A 24378-nucleotide genomic window follows, 5' to 3' on the forward strand; every position below is an offset into this window, starting at 1 on the left:
ACGATGTCAGCTTGAGGCATGGCGCACTTCCGGACCGCGACCGCCCTCCGCCGCCGAGGCGACGGCCAGGTCTTCGACACCGAGCTCGATCCACAGTGGACGATCGGGACGAAGCTGCACGGCGGCTACCTTCTCGCCGTGCTCGCCAAGGCGGCCGCCGAGGTCTCCTCCCATCCGCATCTGACCGCGATCAGCGGCTCGTTCTCGGTGGCGCCCGAGCCCGGCCCCGCGGTCGTCGAGGTCGAGGTGCTGCGCGAGGGCCGCGGCCTCACCCAGCTGCGCGCGCGGCTGAGCCAGGGCGGCGCGCCCTGCACCGAGGCGCTGATCACCCAAGGCGTCCTGACCGACGGCGACGCGTGGTGGTCCGGAGTGGACCCGGTCGAGATCCCGCCGGAGCAGGACTGCCTGCCCGTGCCCGCCGACGGCGGTGGCGGATTCCGCATCGGCCTGATGGACGTCGTCGAGCAGCGTCTCGACCCGGCCGCGGCCGGTTTCGCGGTGGGACAGCCGTCCCGGAAAGGCGTCATCTCGTCCTGGCTGCGGCTCGCCGACGGCAGCGACTGGGATCCGGTGAGCCTGCTCGTCGCGCTCGATCCGGTGCCGCCGATCTCCTACGACCTGGGCATCGCGGGTTGGGCGCCGACCGTCCAGTTCACCGCGTACCTGCGCGGGCTCCCGGCTCCGGGTCCGGTGCGGGTGCGGATGCGCGCGGGCGAACTCGGCGGCGACCGGATGGACGAGGTCGCGGAGCTTTGGGACGAAAAGAACCGGCTGATCGGGCAGGCGACCCAGATCGCCGCCGTACGTCTCCCCTGAACCACCCGAAAGCGGGTTCATGACGCGGCGCCGGGAGTTAAGATCCGGCGTCGACGTCATTGTTCTGGGGGCAGGACCATGGAAGCGGAACCACGCCGCGCGGGCGAGAACGATTCCGCCGGCGCCGAGATCACCCGGCTCTGCCGGACCCTGGTGCCACTGGCCGCCGCCGGCAAGTACGCCGAGGCCGCGTCGACCTATCGCTGGGTGAGCAGGGCTTCGTCCGGCGACCCGATCCGGTACGGCGATCACGCGTCGCGGCTGGAATTCTGCGCCCTCACCGGCAACGAGCACACCGGTCTCGATCTTCTGTCGCTTTTGGACGGTGTCGGCGACCATTCGGACGCCGTCGGCAGGCTCGAGTTCTTCGCCTCGGCCGCGCTGCTCACCCGCCGGTTGACGGAAACCGGATACGGCGAGATCCCGTTCGTTCTCAACGGCCCGTACGACGGCGTCTCCCTGAGCAGGCTGCACGAGCGGATGCGGGCGGCGGCCCTCGTCGAAGCCGAGGAACTCGACGGACGCGAGCACTCCGGATACTTCACCGTCTACGCCGAACGGAAGATGGCCGCGAAACCGGTCGCGGAATTCGTCCCGCTCCTGCCGTCGGCGCTCCCCCGGGTCCCGATCCTGCCGCCGCCGGGGTTGTCCGCGGAGGAACTCGTCATCCGGGCGGAGATCCACAATCACCGGTGCGAACCGGAGGAGGCGCGCGCCTGCCTCGAAGCGATCGGCGATGTCCCGGATGAAATCGCGCCGCGGCTGAGCGAACTGCGCGCGATCTTCTTCCAGGGCGAGGACACCGAGGAGCGGCTGCGCCACGCGGCCGCCGGATTCCGGGGCCAGGGCAACGAAATCCGCTTCCTGCTCAACCAATGCTGGCTCGGCCTGTGGCTCGTCTTCGACGATCAGGTCGAGACCGGGGTCGCGCTGACGACGGTGGCCGCGGCCCGCTTGCGCGCCGGGACGGACGAACGCGCCGCCTGCTGGGGCGAATACTGGCTGGCGCACGTGCTTTCCGGGCAGGGACGCACTTCCGAGGCGTACGAAGCCTTGCGACGGGGTGCCGAGCGGGCCGGTGAGGCGGGCGATCCCTTGCTCCTCGGGACACTTCTGTGTCTCGAAGCGTCGTTGCGGAACGGCGACGGCGAGGATCCGGTGACCACACTGGAACTCGCGCGGTCGGCGACGGACGCCTTCATCGTCGGGAACGTCGGCGAGAAGGCCGTCGAAGCGGTCGAACAGGTCCGGATCGCTTACGAGCGCACGGGATCGCTCGACGAATTGGACGTCTTCGTGGAACACCTGCTGGCGACGCTGCCCGTAGGCGGTCCGGAACGATTACGCGGGCATCTCCGCCATCTTCGGGCGCTGTCGCTGATCGGCACCGGCAGGTTCGCCGAGGCCGTCGACGACGCCTACGCGTCGCTCGGTGTCTCCGCGTCGAAAGGCAAGGACACCGCGGAACATTGGTACGTCCTCGTCACCGCGCTGCACGGCGCCGGCCGCTACGACGAGGTGCTCGACGTCGCGCCCCGCACCATCGCCCTGCTCGCCACGTCACCGGACTGGGGCCACCGCTGCCGGTGGATGTACGCCGACAGCTACCGCGCGCTCGGCGAATCTTCGCGCGCCTTCAACGAATACGCCGTCCTCGCCGAAATCCTCCACGATTCGGGCGACACCGGGCATTCCTACATCTCGGTGAGCATGGCCGCCGCCGAACAGCTCGATCTGCTCGGCTACGGCGCGAACGCCGCGGATTTCTACGCGCGGGCCGCCGACGCGGCCTTGGCGATCGGCGGCGGCTACGTGGCCGCCACTTGCCGTAACGCGGCGACGCTTTCCCGGCTGCGGTCCGGCGACGTCGACGCGGCGCTGAGCGCGCTCGACGCCGCGGAAACCGCCGTGCACGCGGTGGAAACCGAAACCGTGCCCGCCAGGGAACATCTCGTCGCGCAGCTCGACCACGTCGCCGCCCACGTGCTCAGCGCCGCCGGCCGCGTCCGCGAGGCGGCCCGCCGCGCGCTCCGTGCCGCCGAAACGTTCCACCGGATAGGCGAAGCCGAGTCCGCCCGTGACGTCGACCTGCTGCTCGAACAGATACTCCTCGGCGACCAGAAGTGACGTGTGTCCTGTTTCGGCCGGGCTGAAGGCTCCCTTCACCGCATCAGACGCGGCGAAGGGAGCCTTCAGCCCATGTACCTCGCCGCCGCCTTGCCAGCCCCGCTCACCAGGAGAAGGATCCCCGGCATGACCGGAGGAGCCAGCGGTACCCGAAGCCTGCCCATCGGCTCGATCGTGCTGTGGGTCGTGCGCGTGGCGCTCGCCGCCGAGTTCCTCTACAGCGGCTACCTGCTGTTCTCCGGCGGCCACACCGAACAGGTCTTCGCCGAGATCGGGCTCGGGCAGTGGCTGCGGTACGTCACCGGCGTACTCGAGGTCGCCGGCGCGATCGGCCTGCTGATCCCCCGCTTCGGCGGCCCGTCGGCGCTGCTGCTGGCGGGCGTCATGGTGGGCGCGAGCGTCACGGAACTGTTCATCCTCGTCAACGGCGGCCCGGTCCTCCCGCTGATCCTGCTGATCGTCTGCGCGACGCTGGCGTGGTTCCTCCAGGATCAGACGCGCGCACTGCTCGGGATCGAGCCTCCCGAAGACGACGAGGACGACCTCTAGGCGAACGCGCGCCACCCTTACACCGAACGGCGCAAAGATCACCCGCCGAATGCCCCGATCACCGGGACGGCCAAAGAAAAACCGCATGTCAGCCCGCCTCGCGAGGCGCTGACGAGCACGCCGAAAACTGATCATCAGCGTGATCGAACGCTCACTCAAGGTGAAAGATTGCGGCTCGTTTACAACGAACCGGCCACCCGCTTGACAGTCGGAGTGGTACGTACCACGCTGCCCGCATTGGTCTACACCATTTTGTGGGAGCTCGGCATGGTGGCCGGGCATCGAAAGGACGGCACGAGTGAAGCGCTGGCTCAAGATGGCTGCGGGCGCCGCCGCCATCACCCTCGCGACGGCGGGCTGCGCCGGTTCCGGCAGTGGCGACAGCACGAATTCGAGCGCTGCGGCCTCGAACGGCTCGCTCACGGTCTGGCTCATGACGGGGACCGCCCCCGAAGCATTGACGAACTCGCTCCACAAGGAATTCGAAGACGCGCACCCCGGCGTCAAGGTCAAGTACGAGATCCAGCAGTGGAACGGCATCCAGCAGAAGCTGACCACCGCGCTGGCCAGTGACAACCCGCCGGACGTGATCGAGCTGGGCAACACCCAGACGCCCGCGTTCGCGAACCAGGGCGTGCTCGCCGACCTCACCTCCAGCGTGAACGACTTCAACGGCGCGCAGTGGCTGCAGGGCCTCAAGGCCTCGGGCGAGTTCGACGGCAAGACCTACGGCGTCCCGTTCTACGCGGCCAACCGCGAGGTCATCTACCGCAAGGACATGTTCGAGCAGGCGGGCATCACCGCGACGCCGAAGACGCGCACGGAGTGGCTCGACGCGATCACCAAGCTCAAGGCCAAGTTCGGCAGCGACCCCGAGTTCCAGGCCCTCTACCACCCCGGCCAGAACTGGTACGAGCTGCTGTCCTACATCTGGGACGAGGGCGGCGACATCGCCCAGGCCAACGGCAAGTCCTTCAAGTCGACCCTGGACTCCGCGCAGGCGAAGGCCGGGCTGGAGTTCTACAAGCAGCTCACCGACGCTTCGGGCACCAAGGCCCCGAAGGACGCCGACGAGGCCACGCCGCAGCAGGCGGGCATCTACGGCGCCGGCAAGGTCGCGATGATGATCGGTGTCCCGGGTGAGGTCGACACCGCGGCGAAGACCGACCCGAAGATCAAGGAGAAGTCGGGCGCCTTCGCGATCCCGGGCAAGACCGCCGACAAGTCGGCCCCGGTCTTCCTGGGCGGCTCGAACCTGGTCATCCCGGCCAACAGCAAGAACGCGGCCGCGGCGAAGGACTACGTCAAGCTGTTCTCCACCCCGAAGTACCAGACCGAGCTGGCCAAGGCCGGTTACGTCCCCGGTACCTCGACCGACGTGTCCGCGCTCGACGCGAACCCGCTCACCAAGGTGATGGCCGAGGCTTCCAAGAACGGCCGTGCCGTGCCGACCAGCCCCAAGTGGGGTGACGTCGAGTCCGGTCAGAACCCGATCAAGGACATGCTGACCGCCTACCTGACCGGAACGAAGACGCTCGACCAGGCGACCGCCGACGCCAACGCAGCGCTCGACAAGCTCATCGGCGGATGACCACGACGAAAGATGTGACGATGCCGGCGGGGGCCACCCCGCCGGCATCGCCGCGCATCAAACCCCCGAAATCCAACCGGCGCCTCCGCCTCGGCGAGCGGACGGCGCCGTACCTGCTGATCCTTCCCGCTCTGGTCGCGATCCTGGTCCTGCTGGGCTGGCCGACGCTGCAGCTGATCGGGATCAGTCTCCGCAAGCTCGACCTCCGTGAGCTGGTCTCCGGGGAGATGGTCTGGGTCGGATTCGAGAACTTCTCCGAGATCCTGTCCGACTCGGAATTCTGGGAGATCACCGTCCGGACGCTGGTGTTCACCGCGTCGGTCGTGATCCTCACCCTGCTGCTCGCGCTGCTCATGGCGGTGCTGATGCGGCATCTCAACCCGGTGGTCCGGGTGATCGTGCAGGTCGCGCTGATCCTCGCGTGGGCGACGCCGGTGGTCGCGACGACCACGGTGTTCCAGTGGATCTTCGACCAGCAGTACGGCATCTTGAACAAGACGCTCGCGAAGCTCGGTTTCGAGAGCTTCATCGGGCATTCGTGGTTCTCCACCGGCCCGAGCACGCTCACCGTCATCGGGATCCTGGTGGTCTGGCAGGCGGTGCCGTTCGTGGCGTTCACGCTCTACGCGGGGCTCCTCGGCGTCCCGAAGGAGCAGTACGAGGCCGCGGGCATCGACGGCGCCAACGCCTGGCAGGCGTTCTGGGCGGTCAGCTGGCCGGCCATCCGGCCGATCCTGACCATGGTCACGTTCCTGTCGGTGCTGTGGGACTTCAAGTTGTTCGCCCAGGTGTGGGCGATCCGTCAAGGTGGGCCGGACGGCGCCAGCACGACGCTGCCGGTCTACATGTACCTCAAGGGCCTCGCGGGCAACCACTTCGGCCTGGCGGCCACCGCCGCCCTGCTGATGATGCTCGTGCTGATCCTGCTCACCGCCCGGTACGTCCAGCTGCTGGTGCGCACGAAGGAGGCCGACCTGTCATGAGGAAGTCCCTGACCCAGCGGATCGGCCTCGGCACGCTCGGCGTGGTGGTGGCGCTGCTGTTCGTCTTCCCGACGTACTGGATGTTCACCTCCTCGCTGAAGACACCGGGCCAGGTCCTGTCCCCGGACTACGACCTCGTCCCGCTTTCGGTGACGTTCGACAACTTCGTCTCGGCGCTGACGAAACCCGGTTTCACCACGTACCTCGCCAACAGCCTGATCGTCACGCTCGGCGCGGTGCTGTGTTCGCTCGTCGCGGGTGTGCTGGCCGCAGTTCCCTTGTCCCGTATGCGTTTCCGCGGGCGTAAGGGTTTCCTGCTGCTGGTGCTCGTCGCCCAGCTGGCGCCGTTCGAAGCGCTGCTGATCCCGATGTACCTGCTGATGCGCGACGCCGGGCTGCTCAACCAGCTGCCTTCGCTGCTGCTGGTGTACTTCGCGGCGACGCTGCCCTTCACGTGCTGGATGCTCTACGGCTTCGTCAACGGCATCCCGTACGACCTCGAAGAGGCCGCGATGATCGACGGCTGCAGCCGGGCGGGTGCCTTCCGCCGGGTGACGCTGCCGCTGCTCGCGCCGGGACTGGTGACCACCTCGGTGTTCAGCTTCATCACCGCGTGGAACGAGTTCCTGTTCGCGTTCGTGTTCATGCGCGACCAGAACAAGCAGACGCTGCCGGTGTGGCTGTCGTCGTTCCGGACGGCGTTCTCCGTGGACTGGGGCGGCATCATGGCGGCGTCGGTCATCTACGCCGTGCCCGCGCTGGTGTTCTTCATCATCGTCCAGCGCAAGCTCGTGTCCAACCTGACCGCAGGCGCAGTGAAGGGGTAATCCTTGTCTTCACCGGAAAAGCTCGCCGCATCCGTTCTCGTATCGGGCTTCGACGGCACCACCGCGCCGGATTGGCTGCGCCGCAAGGTGGCGGACGGCCTCGGCGGCGCGATCCTGTTCGGCCGCAACGTGGTCGACGACGAGCAGGTGGCCGCGCTGAGCGCACAGCTGCGGGCGGAACGGCCCGACGTGCTCGTCGGCATCGACGAGGAGGGCGGTGACGTCACCCGGCTCGACGTCGCCACCGGCTCGTTCGTGCCGGGACCACTCGCACTCGGCGCCGCGGACGACGTCGAGCTGACGACCTCGGTCGCGGCGGCGCTCGGCGAGCGGCTGGCCGCGTGCGGGGTGACGATCAGTTTCGCCCCGTGCGCGGATCTCACGATGGCGGCGGAGGATCCCTCGATCGGGGTCCGGGCGTTCGGTTCGGATCCGGTGAAGGCGTCGCCGCATGTGGCGGCGTTCATCACCGGGCTGCAGAAGTACGGCGTGGCCGCGTCGGCCAAGCATTTCCCCGGGCACGGGGCGGCGACGGACGACTCGCACCACGCGCTGCCGGTGCTGCCCCGGACCGAGGCTGAACTGCACGAGATCGAACTGGTCCCGTTCAAGGCGGCGATCGCGGCCGGGGTGCGCGCGGTGATGACCGGGCACCTCGTCGTGCCCGCGTGGGGTGAACTACCCGCGACGCTCAACCCGAAGGCGCTCACCGACGTGCTGCGCGGCGAGCTCGGCTTCACCGGCGCGGTCATCACCGACGCGCTGGACATGGGCGCCGTCGCGGGCGAACTCGGCAAGACCGAGGGCGTCGGACGGGCATCGGTGCGGGCGCTGATCGCCGGCGCGGACGCGCTCTGCCTCGGCGGGGTGTCGTTCGAAGAGGACGAGCTGAACCGGATCGCGGCGGTCATCGCGGCCGCCGTCGAGTCCGGTGAGCTGCCGATGGAGCGGCTGGCGGAGGCGTCGGAGCGGGTCGCCGCGCTCGGCACTCCCCCGGTTTCGACGCCGATCTCTCCGGTGGATCACCGCCTCGGCCTGGAGGCGGCGCGGAAGGCGTTGCGGATCCAGGGTTCGCCGAAGCTGGGCGGCCCGCCGCTGGTGATCGACATCGAGACCGAGCCCATCATCGCGGCGGGCCCGATGCCGTGGGGGCTCGGCTCGCATCTGACCGAACTCGTGCCCGGCACCCGGGCGCTCAAGGTCGGCGCGGACGGGATCGCGACCGCGATCGAGGCCGTCCACGGCGCGCGCGACCTCGTGGTGGTGACGCGCGAGGCGCACCGGCACCCCGAGGTCCGCGAGTTCCTCAGCTGGCTGCGCGAGTCCACTGTGGACTACATCCGGGTCGAGACCGGCGTTCCCGGCCCGGAGACCGAGGGGCCGCGGATCGACACGTTCAGCGGGTCCTACGTCAGCCTCCGTGCCGCCGCGGAGTACCTGGCCTGACCCACCCCTCTCGCATTTCGTCCTCTGGATGCGGTACTTGCACACGCAACTACCGCATTCAGAGGACGAATTGCGTTATTCGGTTGCGGGGCCGGAGCCGGGGTGTTGTAGTCGGGAAGATCGGTTCCCGACCTAGGAGATGATCGTCTTGCGAGTGTCCACGTCCTTCCATCAGGTAATTCCCGCCTACCTCGAGGACGAGATCACTCGTGAAGACCCTCAATCTGGGGATTCTGGCGCATGTTGACGCCGGGAAGACGAGCCTGACCGAGCGCCTGTTGCACACCGCCGGGATCATCGGCGAGCTGGGCAGTGTCGACGACGGCAGCACGCAGACCGACACGCTGGCGCTCGAACGCGCCCGCGGTATCACCATCAAGGCGGCCGTGGTGTCGTTCGCCCTCGGCGACGTCACCGTCAACCTGATCGACACCCCCGGCCACCCCGATTTCATCGCCGAGGTCGAACGCGCGCTCGGCGTGCTCGACGGCGCCGTCCTGGTGCTGTCGGCGGTCGAAGGCGTCCAAGCCCAGACCCGTGTCCTCATGCGGACCTTGCGGCGGCTGGGCATCCCGGCGCTGCTGTTCGTGAACAAACTGGACCGCCGCGGCGCCGATCCGGAGCGCGTGTTCCGGGAGATCACCGGGAAACTCACGCCAACGGCCGTCACGATGGCTCCCGATCGGGTGATCGATCTGCTGGCGACGCTCGACGAGGACTTCCTCACCGGATACCTCACCGAGCCGGACGCGTTCACGCCGTCGCGGCTCCGCGCCGAACTCACCGCGAAAGTCGCCGAAGGTCGCGCTCATCCGGTCTACTTCGGGTCCGCGATCACCGGCGCCGGGATCGACGCGCTCCGCGACGGCATCGAGAACCTGTTGCCCGCCAAGGAAGCCGACGTCCTCGCGCCGCTGTCCGGCACGGTGTTCAAGGTCGAGCGCGCGCCGGGCGGCGAGAAGATCGCGTACGTGCGGCTGTTCTCCGGCAGCGTCGCCGTGCGCGACAAGGTCCCGCTCGGCGATGGCGAAGGCAAGGTCACCGCGATCAGCGTTTTCGACAACGGCTCGGCCGTGCCGTCGGCGTCGGCCGAAGCCGGGCGGATCGCGAAGATCTCGGGGCTCGACGTCCGGATCGGAGACGTGCTCGGGGCCTGTCCGCGCACGCGGGAAGCGCGGTTCTCGCCGCCGACGCTGGAAACCGTCGTCTCGCCGGTGCGCCCGGCCGATCGCGGGCCGCTGCACCAGGCGCTCACCCGGCTGACCGAACAGGATCCGCTGATCGGCCTGCGGCACGACGAGGTCCGCCAAGAGACTTCCGTTTCGCTGTACGGAGAAGTGCAGAAGGAGGTCATACAGGCGACGCTCGCGGACGAGTACGGCATCGACGTCACGTTCAGCGAGACGACCACGATCTGCGTCGAACGCGTCGACGGCACCGGATCGGCCGTCGAACTCATCGGCACGGCGTCGAATCCCTTTCTGGCCACGGTCGGACTGCGCGTCGAACCCGGAAGCGGGATTTCGTTCCGGCTGGAGGTCGAACTCGGCTCGATGCCGTACTCCTTCGTCAAAGCCGTGGAGGACACGGTGAAGGAGACGCTGCGCGAAGGCATCCACGGCTGGGAGGTGCGCGACTGCGCGGTGACGCTGACGCATTCCGGCTACTACGCCAGGCAAAGCCACGCCCACGGCACGTTCGACAAGAGCATGTCCAGCACCGCGGGCGATTTCCGCGATCTGACGCCGTTGGTGCTGATGGAGGCGCTGCGCGAAGCCGGGACGACCGTGCACGAACCCCTGCACCGGTTCACCCTCCAGACGCCGGCCGACACGCTCGGCCCGGTGACCGCGCTGCTGGCGCGAGCGCGCGCCGTGCCGCGGACGACGCTCACGAAGGACGGGACGGCCGAGCTGGAAGGCGAGATCCCGGCGGCGAAAACCCATGAGGTGCACCAGCTCCTGCCCTCGGCGACCCGCGGAGAAGGCGCGATGGAGACGTCCTTCCACAGCTACCGGCCCGTCCGGGGACCGGTGCCGTCACGATCGAGGACCGATCACAACCCGTTGGAACGCAAGGAATACCTGCTACGCGTGCTGCGGCGCGTCTGAGTGAACGGAGAACGTCATGGTTTCACGGCTCGGGGTCAGGATCCCGCGCGAGCTGCCCGCCGCCCGGCTGACCGGCCTCGCCCGGCGCGCGGAACGGGAGGGTTTGGACGAGGTCTGGATCGTCGAGGACTGCTTCTACGCGGGCGGGATCGCGACGGCGTCGGCGGTGCTGGCGGCGACCGAGAAGATCACGCTCGGCATCGGCATCATGCCCGCCGTGGCGAGGAACCCGGCCATCGCGGCGATGGAGATCGCGGCACTGGCGGAGCTGTACCCGGGACGGCTGATCGCCGGGTTCGGGCACGGGGTGCCGAGCTGGATGCGGCAGATCGACGCGTGGCCGAAGTCGGCGCTCGCCGCGTTCGAGGAGACGCTGTCGGTCATCCGGCGGCTCCTGGCGGGTGAGCGCGTTTCCTTCGAGGGCAAGCATGTCCGGCTCGACGAGGTCGAACTGGAGTTCCCGCCCGCGCTGCCGCCGAAGCTCGTCGCCGGCGTCCGCGGCCCGAAATCGCTCGCGGCGGCGGGCCGGGTCGCCGACGGGACGCTCCTGGCCGAACCGGCGACCCCGGAGTACGTCCGCGCGACGCGGGACCTGATCGGCGTCGAAGGCCATTCGATCGCCACCTACAACTGGCTGGCCCTCGACGCCGATCCCGAGCGGGCCCGCGAACGCGCCCGGTCGGACGTCGCGTCGGCGATCGGGCCGAACTCCGGTCCGGCGCTGGAGCCGCTGGACTTCGGCGCCGAACTGCTTGCCGAGGTCAAGGCAGCCACCGACCGTAAAGACCTGGCCCGGCGGTTGCGGCCCGAATGGATCGACAGGCTGAGCATCAGCGGCCCGCTCGACCGATGCGTCGAGCAGATCCGCGCGCTGTACGCGGCCGGGACCGAGTCCGTCATCCTGCTGCCGCTGCTCGGTGAGCCGGAGGAGGAGTCCTTCGCCGCGGCGGGCCGGATCGCCGCGGCCCTGCGCGGCTGACCCCCCTTCCGCATTTCGTCCTCTAAATGCGGTCAGGGGACGGCAGCGCCTGAGGTGAAGAGGACTTTCGCCGCATCCGATGCGGCGAAAGCTCCCTTCCCCACATCCGAGCGACCAAGGGCACCGTCGGCGTCGTCGTGAAGGCCTCCTTGGGGACGTTAGATGTCTCAAGGGTGGCCTTCAGGACATCGCTACCCGACCACGCCGGGTCCCTGCCCCAAGGCACCGCATTTCGTCCTCTAAATGCGGTGCCTTGGGGCGGCAGCGCCCGAGGTGAAGGGGACTTTCCCCACATCTGATGCGGCGAAAGTCCCCTTCACAACGCCCAAGCGACCGACCACGCCGGGTCCCTGCCCCAAAGCACCGCATTTAGAGGACTGAATGCGGTCCTTGCACACGCAACGACCGCATTCAGTCCTCTGGACGCGGGTGGGTGTCGAGCGCCTTGACGACGGCGACCATGTCCTCCTCGCCGAGACCGAGCCGCGCGGTCTCGGCGTAGAGGGCACGGGACGCCTCGATCAGCGGCAGCTTCAAGCCCGCGTCCCCGGCCGCCGCCGCGATCAGCTCGACGTTCGCCAGGACGTTCGCGATCGAGGCCTGCGGCGCGAAATCCTCTTCGACCAGCTTCGGCGCCTTGACCCGCAGGATCGGGCTGGCGAGTTGCCCCGCGCCGAGCACGTCGGCGAGCCGGCCGAGATCAAGCCCGTGCGCCCGGGCGAAATGCACCGTCTCGGCCAGCGACGTCACGACCGACGTCAGGTGCACGTTGACCGCCAGCTTCATCAGGAGCCCGTTGGGAACCGGCCCGCAGTACACGGTTTCCCGGCACATCGGCCCGAACAGCTCCCGGACCTCCTCGACCGCGCCGGGGTCGCCCGCGAGCATCGCGACCAGTTCCCCCGCCTCCGCCGGGACACGCGAACCCGAAACCGGCGCCTCCACGTACTTCGCCCCCGCCGCGACGAGGTCCGCCTCCAGCGCGCGGGAATGCCCCGGTGCCGTCGTTCCCATGTGGACGATCGTGCGGCCCGCCACCCGCCCGGCGAACTCGGGCCCGCCGCGGCCGAGTACGGCGTCGACGGCGGCCGCGTCCTTGAGCATCAGGATCACGACGTCGCACCGCGCGAAGAGTTCGGCGACGTCGGTCACCTCGTCGGCCTTGCCCGGCGTGCGGTTCCAGCGGAGCACCGGGATCCCGGCCCGCACCAGGTTCCGTGCCATCGGCTCGCCCATACTGCCCAGCCCGGCGAAACCGACTCGTTCGAGGTCCATGGGCTCCACTCTGCGGTACCGGAGAACGGCACCGGGCCCGATGCGACGATTGCGGCGGAAATCGCGAGGAACGCCCCGCGACACGATGACGAGGAGTGAGCACGATGGCCTGGCCGGAGAAGGACACCCGTCGGGTCTCACTGCGCAACGGCCAGTCGTTCCTCTGGCATCTCGACGCCGACTGGGAACGCAAGACGCGCGCGATCCGCGTCAAGGAAGACGGCACCGACGGCCAGATTCTCGTCCTGGACCCCTACCACCACGCCTTCCTGCCGACACAGACGCAGGTCCGCCGCGCCATTCGCGACGCCTTCCGCGCCGGCTGGCGGCCCGACACCCGGCTCCCACCGCTCGAAATGGTCTTCGACGGCGAGCGCTTCCGCCGCCGTGAAGACTGAGCCGATCAGAACGGGTGCTCCATCCACACGTTCGCCTCCACGTACACCCCGCAGTCCCGCTCGACGTTCGCGTGCACCGGCGCGATCCCGCCGGGGATCACGTTGTCGCCGTCGACGAGGTCGACGCCGCTCCACTCCTTCCAGTCCGCGATCGAGCCCGAAATGGTCACCGCGAACGGGCACACCTTGATCATCCGCGCGCCGAGCCGTTCGTGGGTGCGCAGCCAGCGGTCGGCGAACAGCCCGTCCTCGCGCCGCCGGAGGGCGTAGTCCTCCATGAGGACGTCGGGTTCGTCCTCCTTGCCGATCGGGCGCACGGAGACGATCAGCCGCTTCAGCCCCGTCTCGGCCGCACGCGCCTTCAGCGCTTTGAGCATCGGCGTGGACAGGCCGGTCCCCCGCATTCGCGGCGCCACAACGACTTCGAGCGCACACAGGGTGTCCGGCGCGCGGCCGTCCATGAGATCCTGCGCGGCCCACTGGATCGCCTCGTCCCAGCCGTGCGACGGCAGCTCGTGGCGGTCTTCGGCCGGATAGGTCAGCGGGACCGACAGCGCCCGCGCGATCGGCTCGCCGTCGTCGTCCAGCGCGATCAGGAAATACCGGGACCAGTGACGCAGGAATCGGTCCGGGGTGATCATCTTGCCGCTGAACCCGGCGTAGATGAACTCACCGCCGACGTCGCCGAGATTCAGCGCGGCATCGAGGAGATCGGGACGGGACGCAAGATCGACGATTCGCATGCCGCCCAGTCAACCGAGCCGGTGATCTCCCCCGATAGCTGCTTCCGGGCGATGATCAAACCGGCTGGCGCGGCGCCGCCTGCAACCGGGAGAGCACGTCGGTGAGCCTGCCGGCGGCGACGTCCCATTCCTCGAGGACGCTGCTGCGCGCGAGCGCCGACGTCCGCAGGGAATGGCGGAGTTCGGCGTCGAGCGACCAGCGCAGCAACGCCGCCGCGAGTGCCGACGGGTTGTTCGGCGGCACCAGCATGCCGGGCACGCCGCCGCCGGGCGCGGTGCCGAGCGCGTCGTGCGCCCCCGCGGTTTCCGTGGCCACCACGGGGATCCCGCGCGCCAGCGCCTCGGCCACGACCAGTCCGGACGTGCCGCCGCGGGCGGGCAGGACGAGCAGATCCGCGCCGTCGTAGACCAGGTCGAGGTCGTCCGGCGGCTGGATGAGGCTGATCCGGGAGCCGAGCCCGAGCCGTTCGACCGTCCAGCGCAGTTCGTCGACGTACGCGGGATCGTGGTGTGTCGCGCCGGCGAACACGCATTTGAACGCCAGTTCGTCGACCAGGGACAGCGCCCGGATGAGCACGTCCTGGCCGTGGCGCGCGGTCATGGGCGCGAGACACAACAGCCGCGAGACGCCGTCGGCCCCGGCGGCGAGCGGCGCCGCGTCCGTACCCGGTGTCGCCACGTAGACGCGGGTCGGATCGAGGTCGTGCCGGTCGATCAGCTGCCGCGCGAGCCACGGCCCGGTGGCGACGATCATCCCCGTCAGCCGCAGGGTCTCCCGTTCGCAGGCGTCGAGTTCGGCGGCCTGCGCCGGATCGAGCGCGGGATCGTCGGCGAGCGGCCGGTGGACCAGGACGGCCAGCCGGAGCCGCCGCGCGTGCGGGACCACGATCTCCGGGACCCCGCAGGCGACCGTGCCGTCGATCAGGACGACGGTGTCGTCGGGCAGCGCGGCGAGCGAACGGGCCAGTCTCGACCGCGACAGCGGCCCCGGCATCGGCCATTCCCCGGCGATCGGCAGTTCCAGCAGCGGGAGGCCGGTGGCCGGGAGGTTCTGGCACATCCGGCGGTCGTATTCACCGCTGACGTCCTCGGTTTCGCCCGGCAGGACGAAGACGACCGGTTCGGTCACGCGGACATTCGAGGTGAACACGGTTACCTCCAGATGCGGGCGCCTTATCAGGAGACACGGACGCGGCGCCCGTCCGGTTCATTTCCCGGGTGACAAAGTTCAGCCCGCCACGCGCGCGATCGACGCGACGATCTCGTCACGCAGTCCGGCGCCGACCGCGATCGTGGCCGCCGAACGCACCGTGTGCTCGCCGCCGTCGAGGTCGACGACCGCTCCCCCGGCCTCGCGCACCAAAAGGACACCCGCCATCGTGTCCCACGGTTTGTTGGCGAGGATGACGCTCGCGTCGAGTTTGCCGTCCGCGACCCACGCCAGGTCGATCGCCGCGGAACCGAGGAACCGGACCCGCTGCACGCGGCCGCCGAGTTCGGCCAGCAACGCCATCCGGACGCGGTTCTTGACCTCCGCGCCCTCGCCGACCGCGAAGTCGCCGATACTCACGATCGCGTCGGACAGCTTCGTCGCTTTCGACGCCGTGAGACGCTCTTCGCCCGCGTACGCGCCCTGGCCCGCCACAGCGGTGTAGGTGACGTCGAGGAACGGCAGGGAGATCGCCGCGACCGTGCTGTTCAGACCGTCGACGAGACCGAGCGAAACACCGCACAGCGGAATCCCGCGCGCGAAGTTCGCCGTACCGTCGACGGGGTCGAGCGCCCACCACAGGTCCTCGTTCCCCTCATGCCCGCGCTCCTCGCCGAGGATGCCGATCTCCGGCGTCTCGCGTGCCAGGAACTCGCGGACGGCGTCCTCGACGGCGAGGTCGACGTCGGTCACCATGTCGCGATCACCTTTGGCGGCAACGGAAAACGACGTCATCGAGCGGATTATCCCGGTCGCCTTGGCGACGGCCTCGCGGGCCACGGACAACAATGCGGCGTGGTCGGTCATATGGGTACCGTAGCCCGCGTGAACCTGTTCCCGACGGCCACGACGGCCGACGAAAGCGCCCGCGGCGCCGAGGTCGCGGTGCTGCCCGTCGGCAGTTTCGAACAGCACGGCGCGCACCTCCCGCTCGCCACCGACGCGGTGATCGCGACGACGATCGCCGACGCCATCGCCGCGGCGTATCCGGTGCTGCGGCTCCCGCCGATCACGATCGGCTGCTCCCACGAACACGCGGAGTGGGCGGGCACGGTCAGCATCTCCGCCGCGACGCTCTACGCCGTGGTGAACGACGTCGCCGCGTCTCTGCGCCGGTCCGGTGTCCCGAAACTGGTGCTGGTGAACGCGCACGGCGGCAACTACGTCCTGTCCAACGTGGTCCAGGAGTCGACGTCGCCGATGGCGCTCTTCCCCGGTGTCGAAGGCTGGCAGGCGGCGCACGACGCGGCCGGGCTGGAGACGTCGCTGGACAGCGACATGCACGCCGGCGAGCTGGAGACCTCCCTGTTGCTGCACGCGCACCCTTCGCTGGTCCGGCCCGGTTTCACCGAGGCGGATCACCTCGCCGACGACAGGCGGCACCTGCTGACGGTGGGCCTGCGCCCGTATGCGGAATCCGGTGTGGTCGGGCGGCCTTCGCTGGCGACTGCGGAGAAAGGACGGCTGGTGCTGGCGTCACTGGTGGAGAGCTTCGGGGACACCTTGGCCGCGCTCGGCTGACTCGGACTTTCCCGCATGTCATGCTGCCGGTGGTCTATCCGGCGTGGGCTGAAAGCTCCTTTCGCCGCGTCAGACGCGGTGAAGGGAGCCTTCAGCCCACGCATGACAGCGCTAAAACCGATCAACCCCAGTTCTTGACTTGACCAAGATGCGGCGAAAGCGCCCTTCACCGCGTGAGGCGTGGGGAAAGTCCCCTTCAGCTCCCCGCCGCACCCACCGGCTCGACAGCGTCCAGATGCGGCAGGAAATGGTGCATCCGTTCCTGTTTGGTCCGCAGGTACCGCAGGTTCTCGTCGTTCGGCGTGACCAGCAGCGGCACCCGCTCGCTGATCCGCACGCCGTGCCGTTCCAGCTGGTCGACCTTCGCCGGGTTGTTGGACAGCAGCCGCACCGACCGCACGCCGAGATCGTTCAGGATCTCCGCCGCGGCGCGGTAGTCGCGGGCGTCCACGGGCAGCCCGAGCGCGATGTTCGCCTCGACGGTGTCGAGCCCTTCGTCCTGCAGCCGCATCGCTTTCAGCTTCGCGAGCAGGCCGATGCCGCGTCCTTCGTGGCCCTGGGCGTACACGAGGATTCCGGCGCCCTCGTCGACGATCGCCCGCAGCGCGGCGTCCAGCTGGTCGCCGCATTCGCAGTGCATCGAGCTGAACACGTCGCCGGTGAGGCATTCCGAATGGACCCGCGCCAGCGTGCGGGAGGTCGCGACGTCGCCGTGCACCAGCGCCATCTGTTCGGTGCCGTCGGCGTCCAAGTACCCATACGCGCGGAAAACGCCGTACCGGGTGGGCAGTCTGGTCTCAACGACCCTCTCGACGGTCATCGGGCTTCTCCTGTCTGTTCGGTGACTCCTGACAGAACGCGCGAGCAGGACGCCCGCACCGGGAAGGCTGGAGACGAGCGCGAGCACGCCGTAGACGACGGCCACGGTGACGCCCTGCGCCGAACCGAGGCCGGCGGCGCCGAACAGCAGCGCGCAAACGCCTTCGCGAGGGCCCCATCCGCCGATGTTCAGCGGCAGCCCCATCGCGAGCAGGGCGAGGATCATCAACGGCAGCAGGTCGCCGACCGGCGCGGTGACGCCCGCCGCGCGCGCGGCGACGACGAACAGGGCGAGGTGCCCGGCGAGAGTGGCGACCGAGAGCAGGCCCACCCCTGGCCAGGTTTCCTTGGTCAGCAGGCCGAGCCGGACGTCGGCGAGGGACACGGCGAACCCGCGGCGCCATTTCGATCCACTGTGGATCCATCGCCGCCCGGCCGTCATCCCGGTGACGACGGCCGCGAGCGCCAGCACGACCACGACGATCCCGGCGGCCGTCACCACGCGGTCGATCGGCGGCGGCACCACGGAAGGCACGCTGAGCACGACGACGACCGAAGCGCCGATCACCACGATCTGCCCGGCCGTGCGCTCCAGCACCACCGCGCGGACGCCGCGCGGCACGTCACCGGCTTCGCGCCCGTGCTGCACGGCGCGGTTCACATCGCCGAGGACGCCCGCCGGCAGCACGCCGTTGAGGAACAACGCGCGGTAGTACTCGCCGACGGCACTTCCGAACGAGAGCTCGAGACTGAGCCGCCGAGCGACCAGGCGCCAGCGCCAGGCACTGAAAACCGTGGTGGCGAAACCGATCCCGAGCGCGGCGGCGATCCCGCCCGCGTCGACCTCGCGCAGACCTTCGAGGAACACGCCGGTGCCCAGCTGCCAGACGAGCGCGCCGAGGATGGCGAGCGCGCCGACGATCCGAAGCCAGGGCCAGAGCCGTTTCACGCGGGCACCACCAGGAGATCTTCATGCTGGATCACCGCGTTCAGCTCGCCGGCCGCGCACTGCGCGAGCCGCCATCGCAGGTAGGAGTCGCCGTCCGCCGCGAGTTCCGGCCGCTGTTCGCAAGCGGCGCCGACCCAGCCGGTGAGCCATTCCGCGGTCAGCGCGGCCTGATCCGCCCCGAGCCGCCAGGGGCTCGGGGCTCGCCGCGCGGTGGCGCCGAGGCGTTCGAAAACCCCGAAGGCGACGTCCACCGCGTCCGGCCCGAGCAGCCACCGGCCGCCGGTCACCCGGCGCTGATGCGCGTTGAAGGCGTCGGAGATCTCGACGTCGAACCGGTCCTTGGGCGACAGCACGACCCGGCCCGAAACGCTCAGCGTGAACAGGACCGCGCAGCGCGCCTCGACGCACGCTTCCGCCAGCCGGGACATCTCCTCGGCGGTGAGCAGGTCGAGCAGCGCCGACGCCGCCACGAGCGAGGTCCCGGCGAGGTCCTCCGCGCGTAACTCGGTGATGTCACGCTGTTCGGTGACGACGGTGACTTCGCTTCCGTCCAAAGCGTGATCCGGACGGCTGGTGCGGGCCTGCGCGTGGGTGAGCAGGTCCGGATCGCGGTCGTGCAGGATCCAGCGCTGGCGGCCGGGCAGCCGCCTGGCCAGCCAGCGGCCGAGCGAACCGGTGCCGCAGCCGAGATCCCGGATGACGACCTCGTCCTGTTCGGTCAAGAAGGACCGCACCGGCTCGATCAGCTCGGCCGCCCGAGCGGCGGCGTCGGCGTCTTCACGCAGCTGGAGCCAGCTGGGGGCGTATTTGGTCATGCCGCCGTCCGTTCGCTCAGCAGCACGGCGGCGACGCCGCGGGCCGTCTCGTCCCAGCCGGTCAACGTCTCGCGGCGCAGGCGTGCGGAGGCGCGAAGGCGGTCACGCAGGTCGGGTTCGGTGAGCCAGCGGCGCAGGGCCGCGGCCAGCGCGTTGACGTCCTCACCGGGGACGAGCAGCCCGGGCACACTGCCGTCGGGCGCCCGGCCGAGCGTGTCCGGCAGAGCGTCGACGGCGGTCGTCAGCACGGGGACGCCGTGCGCGAGAGCCTCGGTGACGACCATGCCGTAGGTCTCCGCGCGCGAAGGCAGCACGAGAAGGTCTGCGGCCGCGTACGTCGCTTCGAGCTCCTCGCCGGATCGCGGGCCGGTGAGTGTGAACCGTCCGCCGAGCGCGTGCCGCCGCAGGCGTTCGACGTAGCGGGTCTCTCGGGGAATGGCACCAACGCACTCACAAATCCACGGTAGATCTTTGAGCGACTTCAACGCGTCCGCGAGCGTGCCCTGTCCCTTGCGCGGGGTGACGTTGGCGACGCAGACCAACCGCGTCCCGTCCAGGCTCCCGGAGGCGACTTCGGCCTTGTCGACGCCGGGCGGCACCACGTGCACGCGATGCGCGGCGAGGTCGTGGTGCCCGATCAGCCGTCGAGCCGCCCAGTCGCTGGTCACGACCACGGCGTCGACCGCGCCCAGCGTCTCGCGTTCCAGCCGGTCCAGTTCGGTGGCGAGCGAAGGCGAAAGTCCCGTCTCGTCGGCCAGCGGCAGATGCACCAGCACCGCGATCGACAGCCGCCGCGCCGCCGGGGCGATCACCTCGGGCACCCCGCAGGCAACCAGTCCGTCGAGCAGCACCGCGGCTCCGTCGGGAAGTTCGGCCAGCTTGCGCGCCAGGACTTTGCGCGCTTCGGTGTCGGGCCGCGGCCAGTTCCCGCGCACCGGGATCTCGTGGACCTCCACCGCCTCGCCGGCGAGGCCGTCGCACAGCCGCCGGTCGTAGACGTTGCCGCCGCTGGGCGCGCTCACGTCGTCGATGTCGTTGGGCAGGACCACGTGGAGACGGTTCACAGCGCACGCTCGTAGCTCGCCCACGCGACGTGGGATTCGTGCAGCGAAACGGTGAGTCCTTCGAGGCCGCGCGCGCCCTCACCGAGCGCTCCCGCGTGGACGCGGCCGGCCAGCCGGTCCGCGATGACCTTGGCGAGGAACTCGGTCGAGGTGTTGATCCCGGCGAACTCGGGCACGTCGTCGAGGTTGCGGTAGTTCAGATCGGCGAGCACCGCTTTGAGCTCTTCGGTCGCCTTGCCGATGTCGACGACGATGTTGTCGGCGTCCAGTTCGGAGCGGCGGAACGTCGCGTCCACCAGGAAGGTCGCGCCGTGCAGTCGCTGTGCTGGGCCGAAGACCTCGCCGCGGAAGCTGTGGGCAACCATGACGTGGTCGCGGACGGTGATACTGAACAACGGACCTCCCGGGTCGAACCCTTAACGCGTGTCCTCCATCTGATAGGTGACACGGAGGCAGAGCGTTCCTGGTTCATTCGCGGCCAGACGCGGCAAGACGTCCGGCAGTTCACGGAACTGACATTCCCCGCTGACCAGCACTTCGAATCCTGGATCGGCGAGAAGACGCAAAGCGAGCGCCAAGCGGTCGGCGTAGGTCCGGTTCAGGCGGCGGGACGGCGAGACCATGCCGACCTGGCTGCTGCGGACAGCCAGCCGTCGGGAGTGGAAGTTCTCGCCGAGCGGGACGCTGATCCGCCGGTCGCCGTACCAGCTCAGCTCGATGACCTCGCCTTCCGGCGCGAGCAGCTCCAGAGACCGGGCGAGCCCCGCTTCGCTCGCGCTGGCGTGCACGACGAGGTCGCATTCGCCCAGCGCGTCCTCGGGTGTCGAGAAGTCGACACCGAGCGCTTCGGCGATCTTCGCGCGCTCCGGGTCGACGTCGATCAGCTGCACCCTGGCCCCGGGGAAACCGGCCAGCAGTTTCGCGACGCCGCCGCCGACCATCCCGGCGCCGACCACGGCGATCCGGTCGCCGATTTTCGGCGACGCGTCCCAGACGGCGTTGACCGCGGTCTCGATCGTGCCCGCGAGGATCGCGCGTTCCGGCGGGACCTCGCTCGGCACCGGCGTGACGGCCGACGCCGGGACGACAAAGCGCGTCTGATGTGGATAGAGGCAGAAGACGACCTGCCCGACGAGGTCGTCCGGACCGCGTTCGACCACGCCGACATTGAGGTATCCGTACTTGACGGGACCGGGGAAATCGCCTTCCTGGAACGGCGCGCGCATGGCCGCACGTTGACTCGGTGGGACCTCGCCGCGGAAGACGAGCGTCTCGGTGCCGCGGCTCACGCCCGTGTACAGGGTGCGGACCAGCACGTCGTCATCGCCGACCGGAGGGAGCGTGACGGGCCTGAGCTCACCGTCGCCGGAACCACTGAACCAGAAGGCGCGTTCCATCGTGTCCTCTCATGTCGGACCCTGGAAGCGGGGTCACCGCCACCATAACGAGGAGGCCTCGTGATCAACCCCGGTATTTTCCTGGGGGTCCTCGTCCAGCTGGCGCTGCTGGGGACGCTGGACGCCGTCACCGGGCTGGGCCCGCTGGGCTGGCTCGCCGGAGCGGCCTACGGCCTCGCCGTGGGCGGATTCCTGACCTACGGCCTGAACCGGAGCACCGCGCGCTCCCTGGGCCCCGCCGACGCCGTGACGCTCGCTCGCTCCGGGCTGGTCGGCTGCGTGACCGCGCTCGTCGTCGACACCGCGGGCCGGGAGATCGTCGCGATGGTCGTCATCGCGTCGGTCGCGCTCGCCCTGGACGCCGTCGACGGCCAGGTCGCGCGCCGCACCGGGACGGCGTCGCCGCTGGGCGCGCGGTTCGACATGGAGGTCGACGCGTATCTGATCCTGATCCTGAGCGTGGTCGTCGCGCAGTCGCTGGGCCCGTGGGTGCTCACGATCGGCGCGATGCGCTACGTCTTCGTCGTGGCGGGCAGGCTGTGGCCGTGGCTGAACACGCCGCTTCCGCCGAGCATGGCGCGCAAGACCGTCGCGGCGGTCCAGGGCATCGTGCTGGTCGTGGTGGCCTCGACGGTCCTGCCGCTCTGGGCCGGTTTCGTGGTGACACTGGGCGCGCTGGCACTGCTGACCTGGTCGTTCGGACGCGACACGTGGTGGCTGCTGGAGCAGCACGCCTTCACCGCCGCGCCCGCGTGATCACGCGTACTGCGCTTCGCCGTTCCCGATCGACCAGTCGACGGGATTGTTCTCGGTGATCGTGACGAGCACATTCCGCGGCTCGGTCCCCGCGTACTCCTCGGCGAGCTCCGCGATCCGCCGGTACAGGGACTTCTTCTGCACGTCGGTGCGGCCCTGCCGCATGGTGATCGTGACGTACACGACCCCCTCGTCGCGGCGGATCCCCAGGTAGTCGTCGTATTTCAGGGTGCTCTGGCCATTGAGGACCTGGAAGCGGTCGTCGTCCGGGATGCCGAGCGTCTCGACCATCGCGTCGTGGACGGCGTAGCCGAGGGCTTCGAGCTTCTCGGTCCCGATGGTGTCGATGCGGACGAAGGGCATGTCAGTTCTCCTTGGTGGTCAGCAGGCCGAGGGCGCCGTCGACGGCTTTCGCGAACACGTCCGGGGAGTCGGCGGCGCGGGCGAGGATGTAGCCGCCCTGCAGCACCGCGACCAGCGCGGTCGCCGTGGTGAGCGGGTCGAGTGCCTGATCGAGCTCACCGGCCGCGCGCCCCTCTTCGAGCAACTCGGCGAGACGCCCGGTGAGCCAGCCGAAGTACTCCTCGACCGGCCTTCGCAGCTCCGCGTCGGCCATCACGTCGGGATCCTGGGCGAGCCTGCCGACCGGGCAACCCTTGAGCACGGTGCGCTCGCGGCGCAGGTAGACGGTGATGCGCTCGACGACCGAACCGGGCCCGGAGAACTCGGCCTCCGCCTTGGCGCGCAGATCGTCGGCGCTGCGGCCGATCGCGGCGAGCGCGAGTTCGGACTTGCCCTGGAAGTGGTGGTACATGCTGCCCTGGCCGGCGCCGGAGCGCTCCTGGATCGCCTTCGGGCTGGTGCCGACGTACCCGCGCTCCCACAGAAGCTCGCGAGTGCTCTCGATGAGCCGTTCCCTCTTGTCCACGTCCTGACCGTACATACTAGTAGGTACAGAGACAAGCCACGCGTGTGGGAGCAAGGGACCTTTGCTACCACTTTGACGCTTCCCCGCAGGTCAGCGCCCACTTTCCGCATTTAGAGGACTAAACGCGCAGGCTCACGCGCTCCGCGATGGCCACCGGTCCGTGAAGGCCTCCTTCACTACCCTCAAAGTAGGGAAGGAGGCCTTCACGGACCGCCAAATCACCACATACGCCACAGAACCCTCAGGCCTCACAGCCAGCGCGCGTGAAGGCCCCCTTCCCTCGGCTCAGCCGAGGAAACTCGACCTTCACACCTTCCCCAAGTACGTGAAGGCCTCCTTGAGGGACCCAGGGTCCCTCAAGGAGGCCTTCACGGACCGCAGGCATTAAGAGGACTAAACGCGCCAAAGCCTCAAGAACGCGAGTCCTGCCCGAACCGCTCCCACTCCCGGTCCCAAGCCGCCCACCGCGCCCGGTTCAGCAGGTGCCGCGCGAGCAGATACCCCGCCGCCAGCAGCGTCACTGCGCCCAGCCACACCCCCACCCCGACACCGATCCCCGTGCTGGCCGCGTCCAGCGGCGTCACCGGCGGCTCGACGACGGCACCGGAATCGTCGAGCCACACGATCACCGGGTCCCCCGCCGAAGCGCCGAGGTCCGAAGTGACACGCGCCTCCTGAAACCGACCATCCGGCAACGCCCACCGCGCCGTCACCGGAGCCGTCTCCACGGAGGGCGTCCCATCGACACCGACGCGCGCCGGCGGAGCGTCTTCGAGCAGGAACGCGGTCGTCGAGTGACGCGAAGCCGTCTCAAGAGCCGAGCGCGCCATCATGGTCGCGTAGGCCTCCGAGCCCGCCGCCGCGGCCAGCGGCACACCGAGCAGCGCGATCAGGACGCAGGCGATCAAGATCGCCGCCTCGACCCGGTCCCAGCCGCGGCCGAGGTGGATCCGGCGCCACAGGTACACAAGCGACACGACGGACCTCCTTCACCGGTAAGCCTGCGCCGGGAAGAGCCGTCACGACAGGAGGCTTTGGTCCCGCATCAAAGGACCACGTACGCGGCGAGCGTCC

At 69.5% G+C, this 24378-nt stretch carries 24 protein-coding genes; 12 read left to right on the top strand and 12 right to left on the bottom strand.

All coding sequences use genetic code 11. The features are described 5' to 3' along the window. Nucleotides 1-18 precede the first annotated feature (18 nt). From AMK34_RS32815 to AMK34_RS32855, 9 genes are all read left to right on the top strand, one after another. The gene (locus tag AMK34_RS32815; RefSeq protein ID WP_038518588.1) at nucleotides 19-816 is read left to right on the top strand and encodes a thioesterase family protein; all 798 of its coding nucleotides are present in this window, start codon (nucleotides 19-21) and stop codon (nucleotides 814-816) included. Nucleotides 817-894: 78 nt separating this feature from the next. After that, nucleotides 895-2943 carry a hypothetical protein gene (locus AMK34_RS32820; RefSeq protein WP_073847924.1) on the top strand — a complete coding sequence of 683 codons (2049 nt, stop codon included), beginning with the start codon at nucleotides 895-897 and terminating at the stop codon, nucleotides 2941-2943. A 126-nt stretch (nucleotides 2944-3069) separates the two neighbouring features. Continuing rightward, nucleotides 3070-3492: a DoxX family protein gene (locus AMK34_RS32825; protein WP_073847925.1), complete on the top strand. Its 423-nt coding sequence runs from the start codon at nucleotides 3070-3072 to the stop codon at nucleotides 3490-3492. 298 nt (nucleotides 3493-3790) lie between these two features. Continuing rightward, a complete protein-coding gene (locus AMK34_RS32830; protein WP_038518596.1) occupies nucleotides 3791-5083 on the top strand; it encodes an extracellular solute-binding protein in 1293 nt (430 codons plus the stop codon). After that, nucleotides 5080-6066 carry a carbohydrate ABC transporter permease gene (locus AMK34_RS32835; protein ID WP_038518598.1) on the top strand — a complete coding sequence of 329 codons (987 nt, stop codon included), beginning with the start codon at nucleotides 5080-5082 and terminating at the stop codon, nucleotides 6064-6066. The genes AMK34_RS32830 and AMK34_RS32835 overlap by 4 nt, the downstream gene beginning before the upstream one ends. Further along, complete coding sequence (locus AMK34_RS32840) at nucleotides 6063-6893, top strand: carbohydrate ABC transporter permease (protein WP_038518602.1); 831 nt, start codon at nucleotides 6063-6065, stop codon at nucleotides 6891-6893. The genes AMK34_RS32835 and AMK34_RS32840 overlap by 4 nt, the downstream gene beginning before the upstream one ends. A 3-nt stretch (nucleotides 6894-6896) precedes the next feature. Continuing rightward, nucleotides 6897-8339, top strand: coding sequence for a glycoside hydrolase family 3 protein (locus AMK34_RS32845; protein WP_073847926.1), 1443 nt, complete (start codon nucleotides 6897-6899; stop codon nucleotides 8337-8339). Between the two features lie 209 nt (nucleotides 8340-8548). Further along, nucleotides 8549-10450, top strand: coding sequence for an elongation factor G (locus AMK34_RS32850; protein ID WP_073847927.1), 1902 nt, complete (start codon nucleotides 8549-8551; stop codon nucleotides 10448-10450). Nucleotides 10451-10466: 16 nt separating this feature from the next. After that, the gene (locus AMK34_RS32855) at nucleotides 10467-11429 is read left to right on the top strand and encodes an LLM class flavin-dependent oxidoreductase (RefSeq protein ID WP_073847928.1); all 963 of its coding nucleotides are present in this window, start codon (nucleotides 10467-10469) and stop codon (nucleotides 11427-11429) included. Between the two features lie 411 nt (nucleotides 11430-11840). Here AMK34_RS32855 and AMK34_RS32860 read toward each other — a convergent pair whose 3' ends face one another. Beyond that, on the bottom strand, nucleotides 11841-12704 hold the full coding sequence (locus AMK34_RS32860; protein ID WP_073847929.1) for an NAD(P)-dependent oxidoreductase: 864 nt from the start codon (nucleotides 12702-12704) through the stop codon (nucleotides 11841-11843). A 104-nt stretch (nucleotides 12705-12808) separates the two neighbouring features. Here AMK34_RS32860 and AMK34_RS32865 point away from each other — a divergent pair, with 104 nt between their 5' ends. Next, nucleotides 12809-13102, top strand: coding sequence for a hypothetical protein (locus tag AMK34_RS32865; RefSeq protein ID WP_143202682.1), 294 nt, complete (start codon nucleotides 12809-12811; stop codon nucleotides 13100-13102). Between the two features lie 5 nt (nucleotides 13103-13107). Here the strand turns inward: AMK34_RS32865 and AMK34_RS32870 are convergent, their stop codons facing one another. The 3 genes from AMK34_RS32870 to AMK34_RS32880 form a co-directional block, all read right to left on the bottom strand. Beyond that, nucleotides 13108-13845, bottom strand: coding sequence for a GNAT family N-acetyltransferase (locus AMK34_RS32870; RefSeq protein WP_037346103.1), 738 nt, complete (start codon nucleotides 13843-13845; stop codon nucleotides 13108-13110). 55 nt (nucleotides 13846-13900) lie between these two features. Beyond that, nucleotides 13901-14995 carry a glycosyltransferase family 4 protein gene (locus tag AMK34_RS32875; RefSeq protein ID WP_125735721.1) on the bottom strand — a complete coding sequence of 365 codons (1095 nt, stop codon included), beginning with the start codon at nucleotides 14993-14995 and terminating at the stop codon, nucleotides 13901-13903. A gap of 78 nt (nucleotides 14996-15073) precedes the next feature. Next, the gene (locus AMK34_RS32880; protein ID WP_038518626.1) at nucleotides 15074-15862 is read right to left on the bottom strand and encodes an inositol monophosphatase family protein; all 789 of its coding nucleotides are present in this window, start codon (nucleotides 15860-15862) and stop codon (nucleotides 15074-15076) included. A gap of 18 nt (nucleotides 15863-15880) precedes the next feature. Here AMK34_RS32880 and AMK34_RS32885 point away from each other — a divergent pair, with 18 nt between their 5' ends. Then, nucleotides 15881-16576, top strand: coding sequence for a creatininase family protein (locus AMK34_RS32885; RefSeq protein WP_083650079.1), 696 nt, complete (start codon nucleotides 15881-15883; stop codon nucleotides 16574-16576). Nucleotides 16577-16772: 196 nt separating this feature from the next. Here the strand turns inward: AMK34_RS32885 and ribA are convergent, their stop codons facing one another. From ribA to AMK34_RS32910, 5 genes are read right to left on the bottom strand one after another with little or no spacing between them, the layout of a single operon-like run. Further along, on the bottom strand, nucleotides 16773-18344 hold the full coding sequence (gene ribA / locus AMK34_RS32890; RefSeq protein ID WP_073847931.1) for a GTP cyclohydrolase II: 1572 nt from the start codon (nucleotides 18342-18344) through the stop codon (nucleotides 16773-16775). Beyond that, nucleotides 18341-19159 (bottom strand): methyltransferase domain-containing protein, encoded by an 819-nt coding sequence (locus tag AMK34_RS32895; protein WP_073847932.1) that lies wholly within the window; start codon nucleotides 19157-19159, stop codon nucleotides 18341-18343. The genes ribA and AMK34_RS32895 overlap by 4 nt, the downstream gene beginning before the upstream one ends. Further along, entirely contained in the window at nucleotides 19156-20223 is a 1068-nt protein-coding gene (locus AMK34_RS32900) for a glycosyltransferase family 4 protein (protein WP_073847933.1), read from the bottom strand. The genes AMK34_RS32895 and AMK34_RS32900 overlap by 4 nt, the downstream gene beginning before the upstream one ends. After that, nucleotides 20220-20618: a 6-pyruvoyl trahydropterin synthase family protein gene (locus AMK34_RS32905; RefSeq protein WP_038518637.1), complete on the bottom strand. Its 399-nt coding sequence runs from the start codon at nucleotides 20616-20618 to the stop codon at nucleotides 20220-20222. Before AMK34_RS32905 ends, AMK34_RS32900 begins: the two co-directional genes overlap by 4 nt. A gap of 21 nt (nucleotides 20619-20639) precedes the next feature. Then, nucleotides 20640-21620: a zinc-dependent alcohol dehydrogenase gene (locus AMK34_RS32910; protein WP_073847934.1), complete on the bottom strand. Its 981-nt coding sequence runs from the start codon at nucleotides 21618-21620 to the stop codon at nucleotides 20640-20642. A gap of 60 nt (nucleotides 21621-21680) precedes the next feature. On the opposite strand from AMK34_RS32910, the gene AMK34_RS32915 reads away from it, so the two are divergent. Next, the gene (locus AMK34_RS32915; protein WP_038518643.1) at nucleotides 21681-22376 is read left to right on the top strand and encodes a CDP-alcohol phosphatidyltransferase family protein; all 696 of its coding nucleotides are present in this window, start codon (nucleotides 21681-21683) and stop codon (nucleotides 22374-22376) included. Here the strand turns inward: AMK34_RS32915 and AMK34_RS32920 are convergent, their stop codons facing one another. The 3 genes from AMK34_RS32920 to AMK34_RS32935 form a co-directional block, all read right to left on the bottom strand. Then, nucleotides 22377-22739, bottom strand: a complete 363-nt coding sequence (locus AMK34_RS32920; RefSeq protein ID WP_073847935.1) for a tautomerase family protein — start codon at nucleotides 22737-22739, stop codon at nucleotides 22377-22379. 1 nt (nucleotide 22740) lies between these two features. Beyond that, entirely contained in the window at nucleotides 22741-23304 is a 564-nt protein-coding gene (locus AMK34_RS32925) for a TetR/AcrR family transcriptional regulator (RefSeq protein WP_174492059.1), read from the bottom strand. A gap of 410 nt (nucleotides 23305-23714) precedes the next feature. After that, the gene (locus AMK34_RS32935) at nucleotides 23715-24281 is read right to left on the bottom strand and encodes an Rv1733c family protein (RefSeq protein WP_073847938.1); all 567 of its coding nucleotides are present in this window, start codon (nucleotides 24279-24281) and stop codon (nucleotides 23715-23717) included. Nucleotides 24282-24378: the final 97 nt, after the last annotated feature.

The organism is Amycolatopsis sp. CB00013 (genome assembly GCF_001905755.1).
Taxonomy (GTDB): domain Bacteria; phylum Actinomycetota; class Actinomycetes; order Mycobacteriales; family Pseudonocardiaceae; genus Amycolatopsis; species Amycolatopsis japonica.

What these genes read in the sequence shown, in the direction of transcription:
- AMK34_RS32815 (WP_038518588.1), top strand. Translation starts at nt 19, where the DNA reads ATGGCGCACTTCCGGACCGCGACCGCCCTCCGCCGCCGAGGCGACGGC.
- AMK34_RS32820 (WP_073847924.1), top strand. Translation starts at nt 895, where the DNA reads ATGGAAGCGGAACCACGCCGCGCGGGCGAGAACGATTCCGCCGGCGCC.
- AMK34_RS32825 (WP_073847925.1), top strand. Translation starts at nt 3,070, where the DNA reads ATGACCGGAGGAGCCAGCGGTACCCGAAGCCTGCCCATCGGCTCGATC.
- AMK34_RS32835 (WP_038518598.1), top strand. Translation starts at nt 5,080, where the DNA reads ATGACCACGACGAAAGATGTGACGATGCCGGCGGGGGCCACCCCGCCG.
- AMK34_RS32840 (WP_038518602.1), top strand. Translation starts at nt 6,063, where the DNA reads ATGAGGAAGTCCCTGACCCAGCGGATCGGCCTCGGCACGCTCGGCGTG.
- AMK34_RS32855 (WP_073847928.1), top strand. Translation starts at nt 10,467, where the DNA reads ATGGTTTCACGGCTCGGGGTCAGGATCCCGCGCGAGCTGCCCGCCGCC.
- AMK34_RS32860 (WP_073847929.1), bottom strand. Translation starts at nt 12,704, where the DNA reads ATGGACCTCGAACGAGTCGGTTTCGCCGGGCTGGGCAGTATGGGCGAG.
- AMK34_RS32865 (WP_143202682.1), top strand. Translation starts at nt 12,809, where the DNA reads ATGGCCTGGCCGGAGAAGGACACCCGTCGGGTCTCACTGCGCAACGGC.
- AMK34_RS32870 (WP_037346103.1), bottom strand. Translation starts at nt 13,845, where the DNA reads ATGCGAATCGTCGATCTTGCGTCCCGTCCCGATCTCCTCGATGCCGCG.
- AMK34_RS32880 (WP_038518626.1), bottom strand. Translation starts at nt 15,862, where the DNA reads ATGACCGACCACGCCGCATTGTTGTCCGTGGCCCGCGAGGCCGTCGCC.
- AMK34_RS32895 (WP_073847932.1), bottom strand. Translation starts at nt 19,159, where the DNA reads ATGACCAAATACGCCCCCAGCTGGCTCCAGCTGCGTGAAGACGCCGAC.
- AMK34_RS32910 (WP_073847934.1), bottom strand. Translation starts at nt 21,620, where the DNA reads ATGGAACGCGCCTTCTGGTTCAGTGGTTCCGGCGACGGTGAGCTCAGG.
- AMK34_RS32920 (WP_073847935.1), bottom strand. Translation starts at nt 22,739, where the DNA reads ATGCCCTTCGTCCGCATCGACACCATCGGGACCGAGAAGCTCGAAGCC.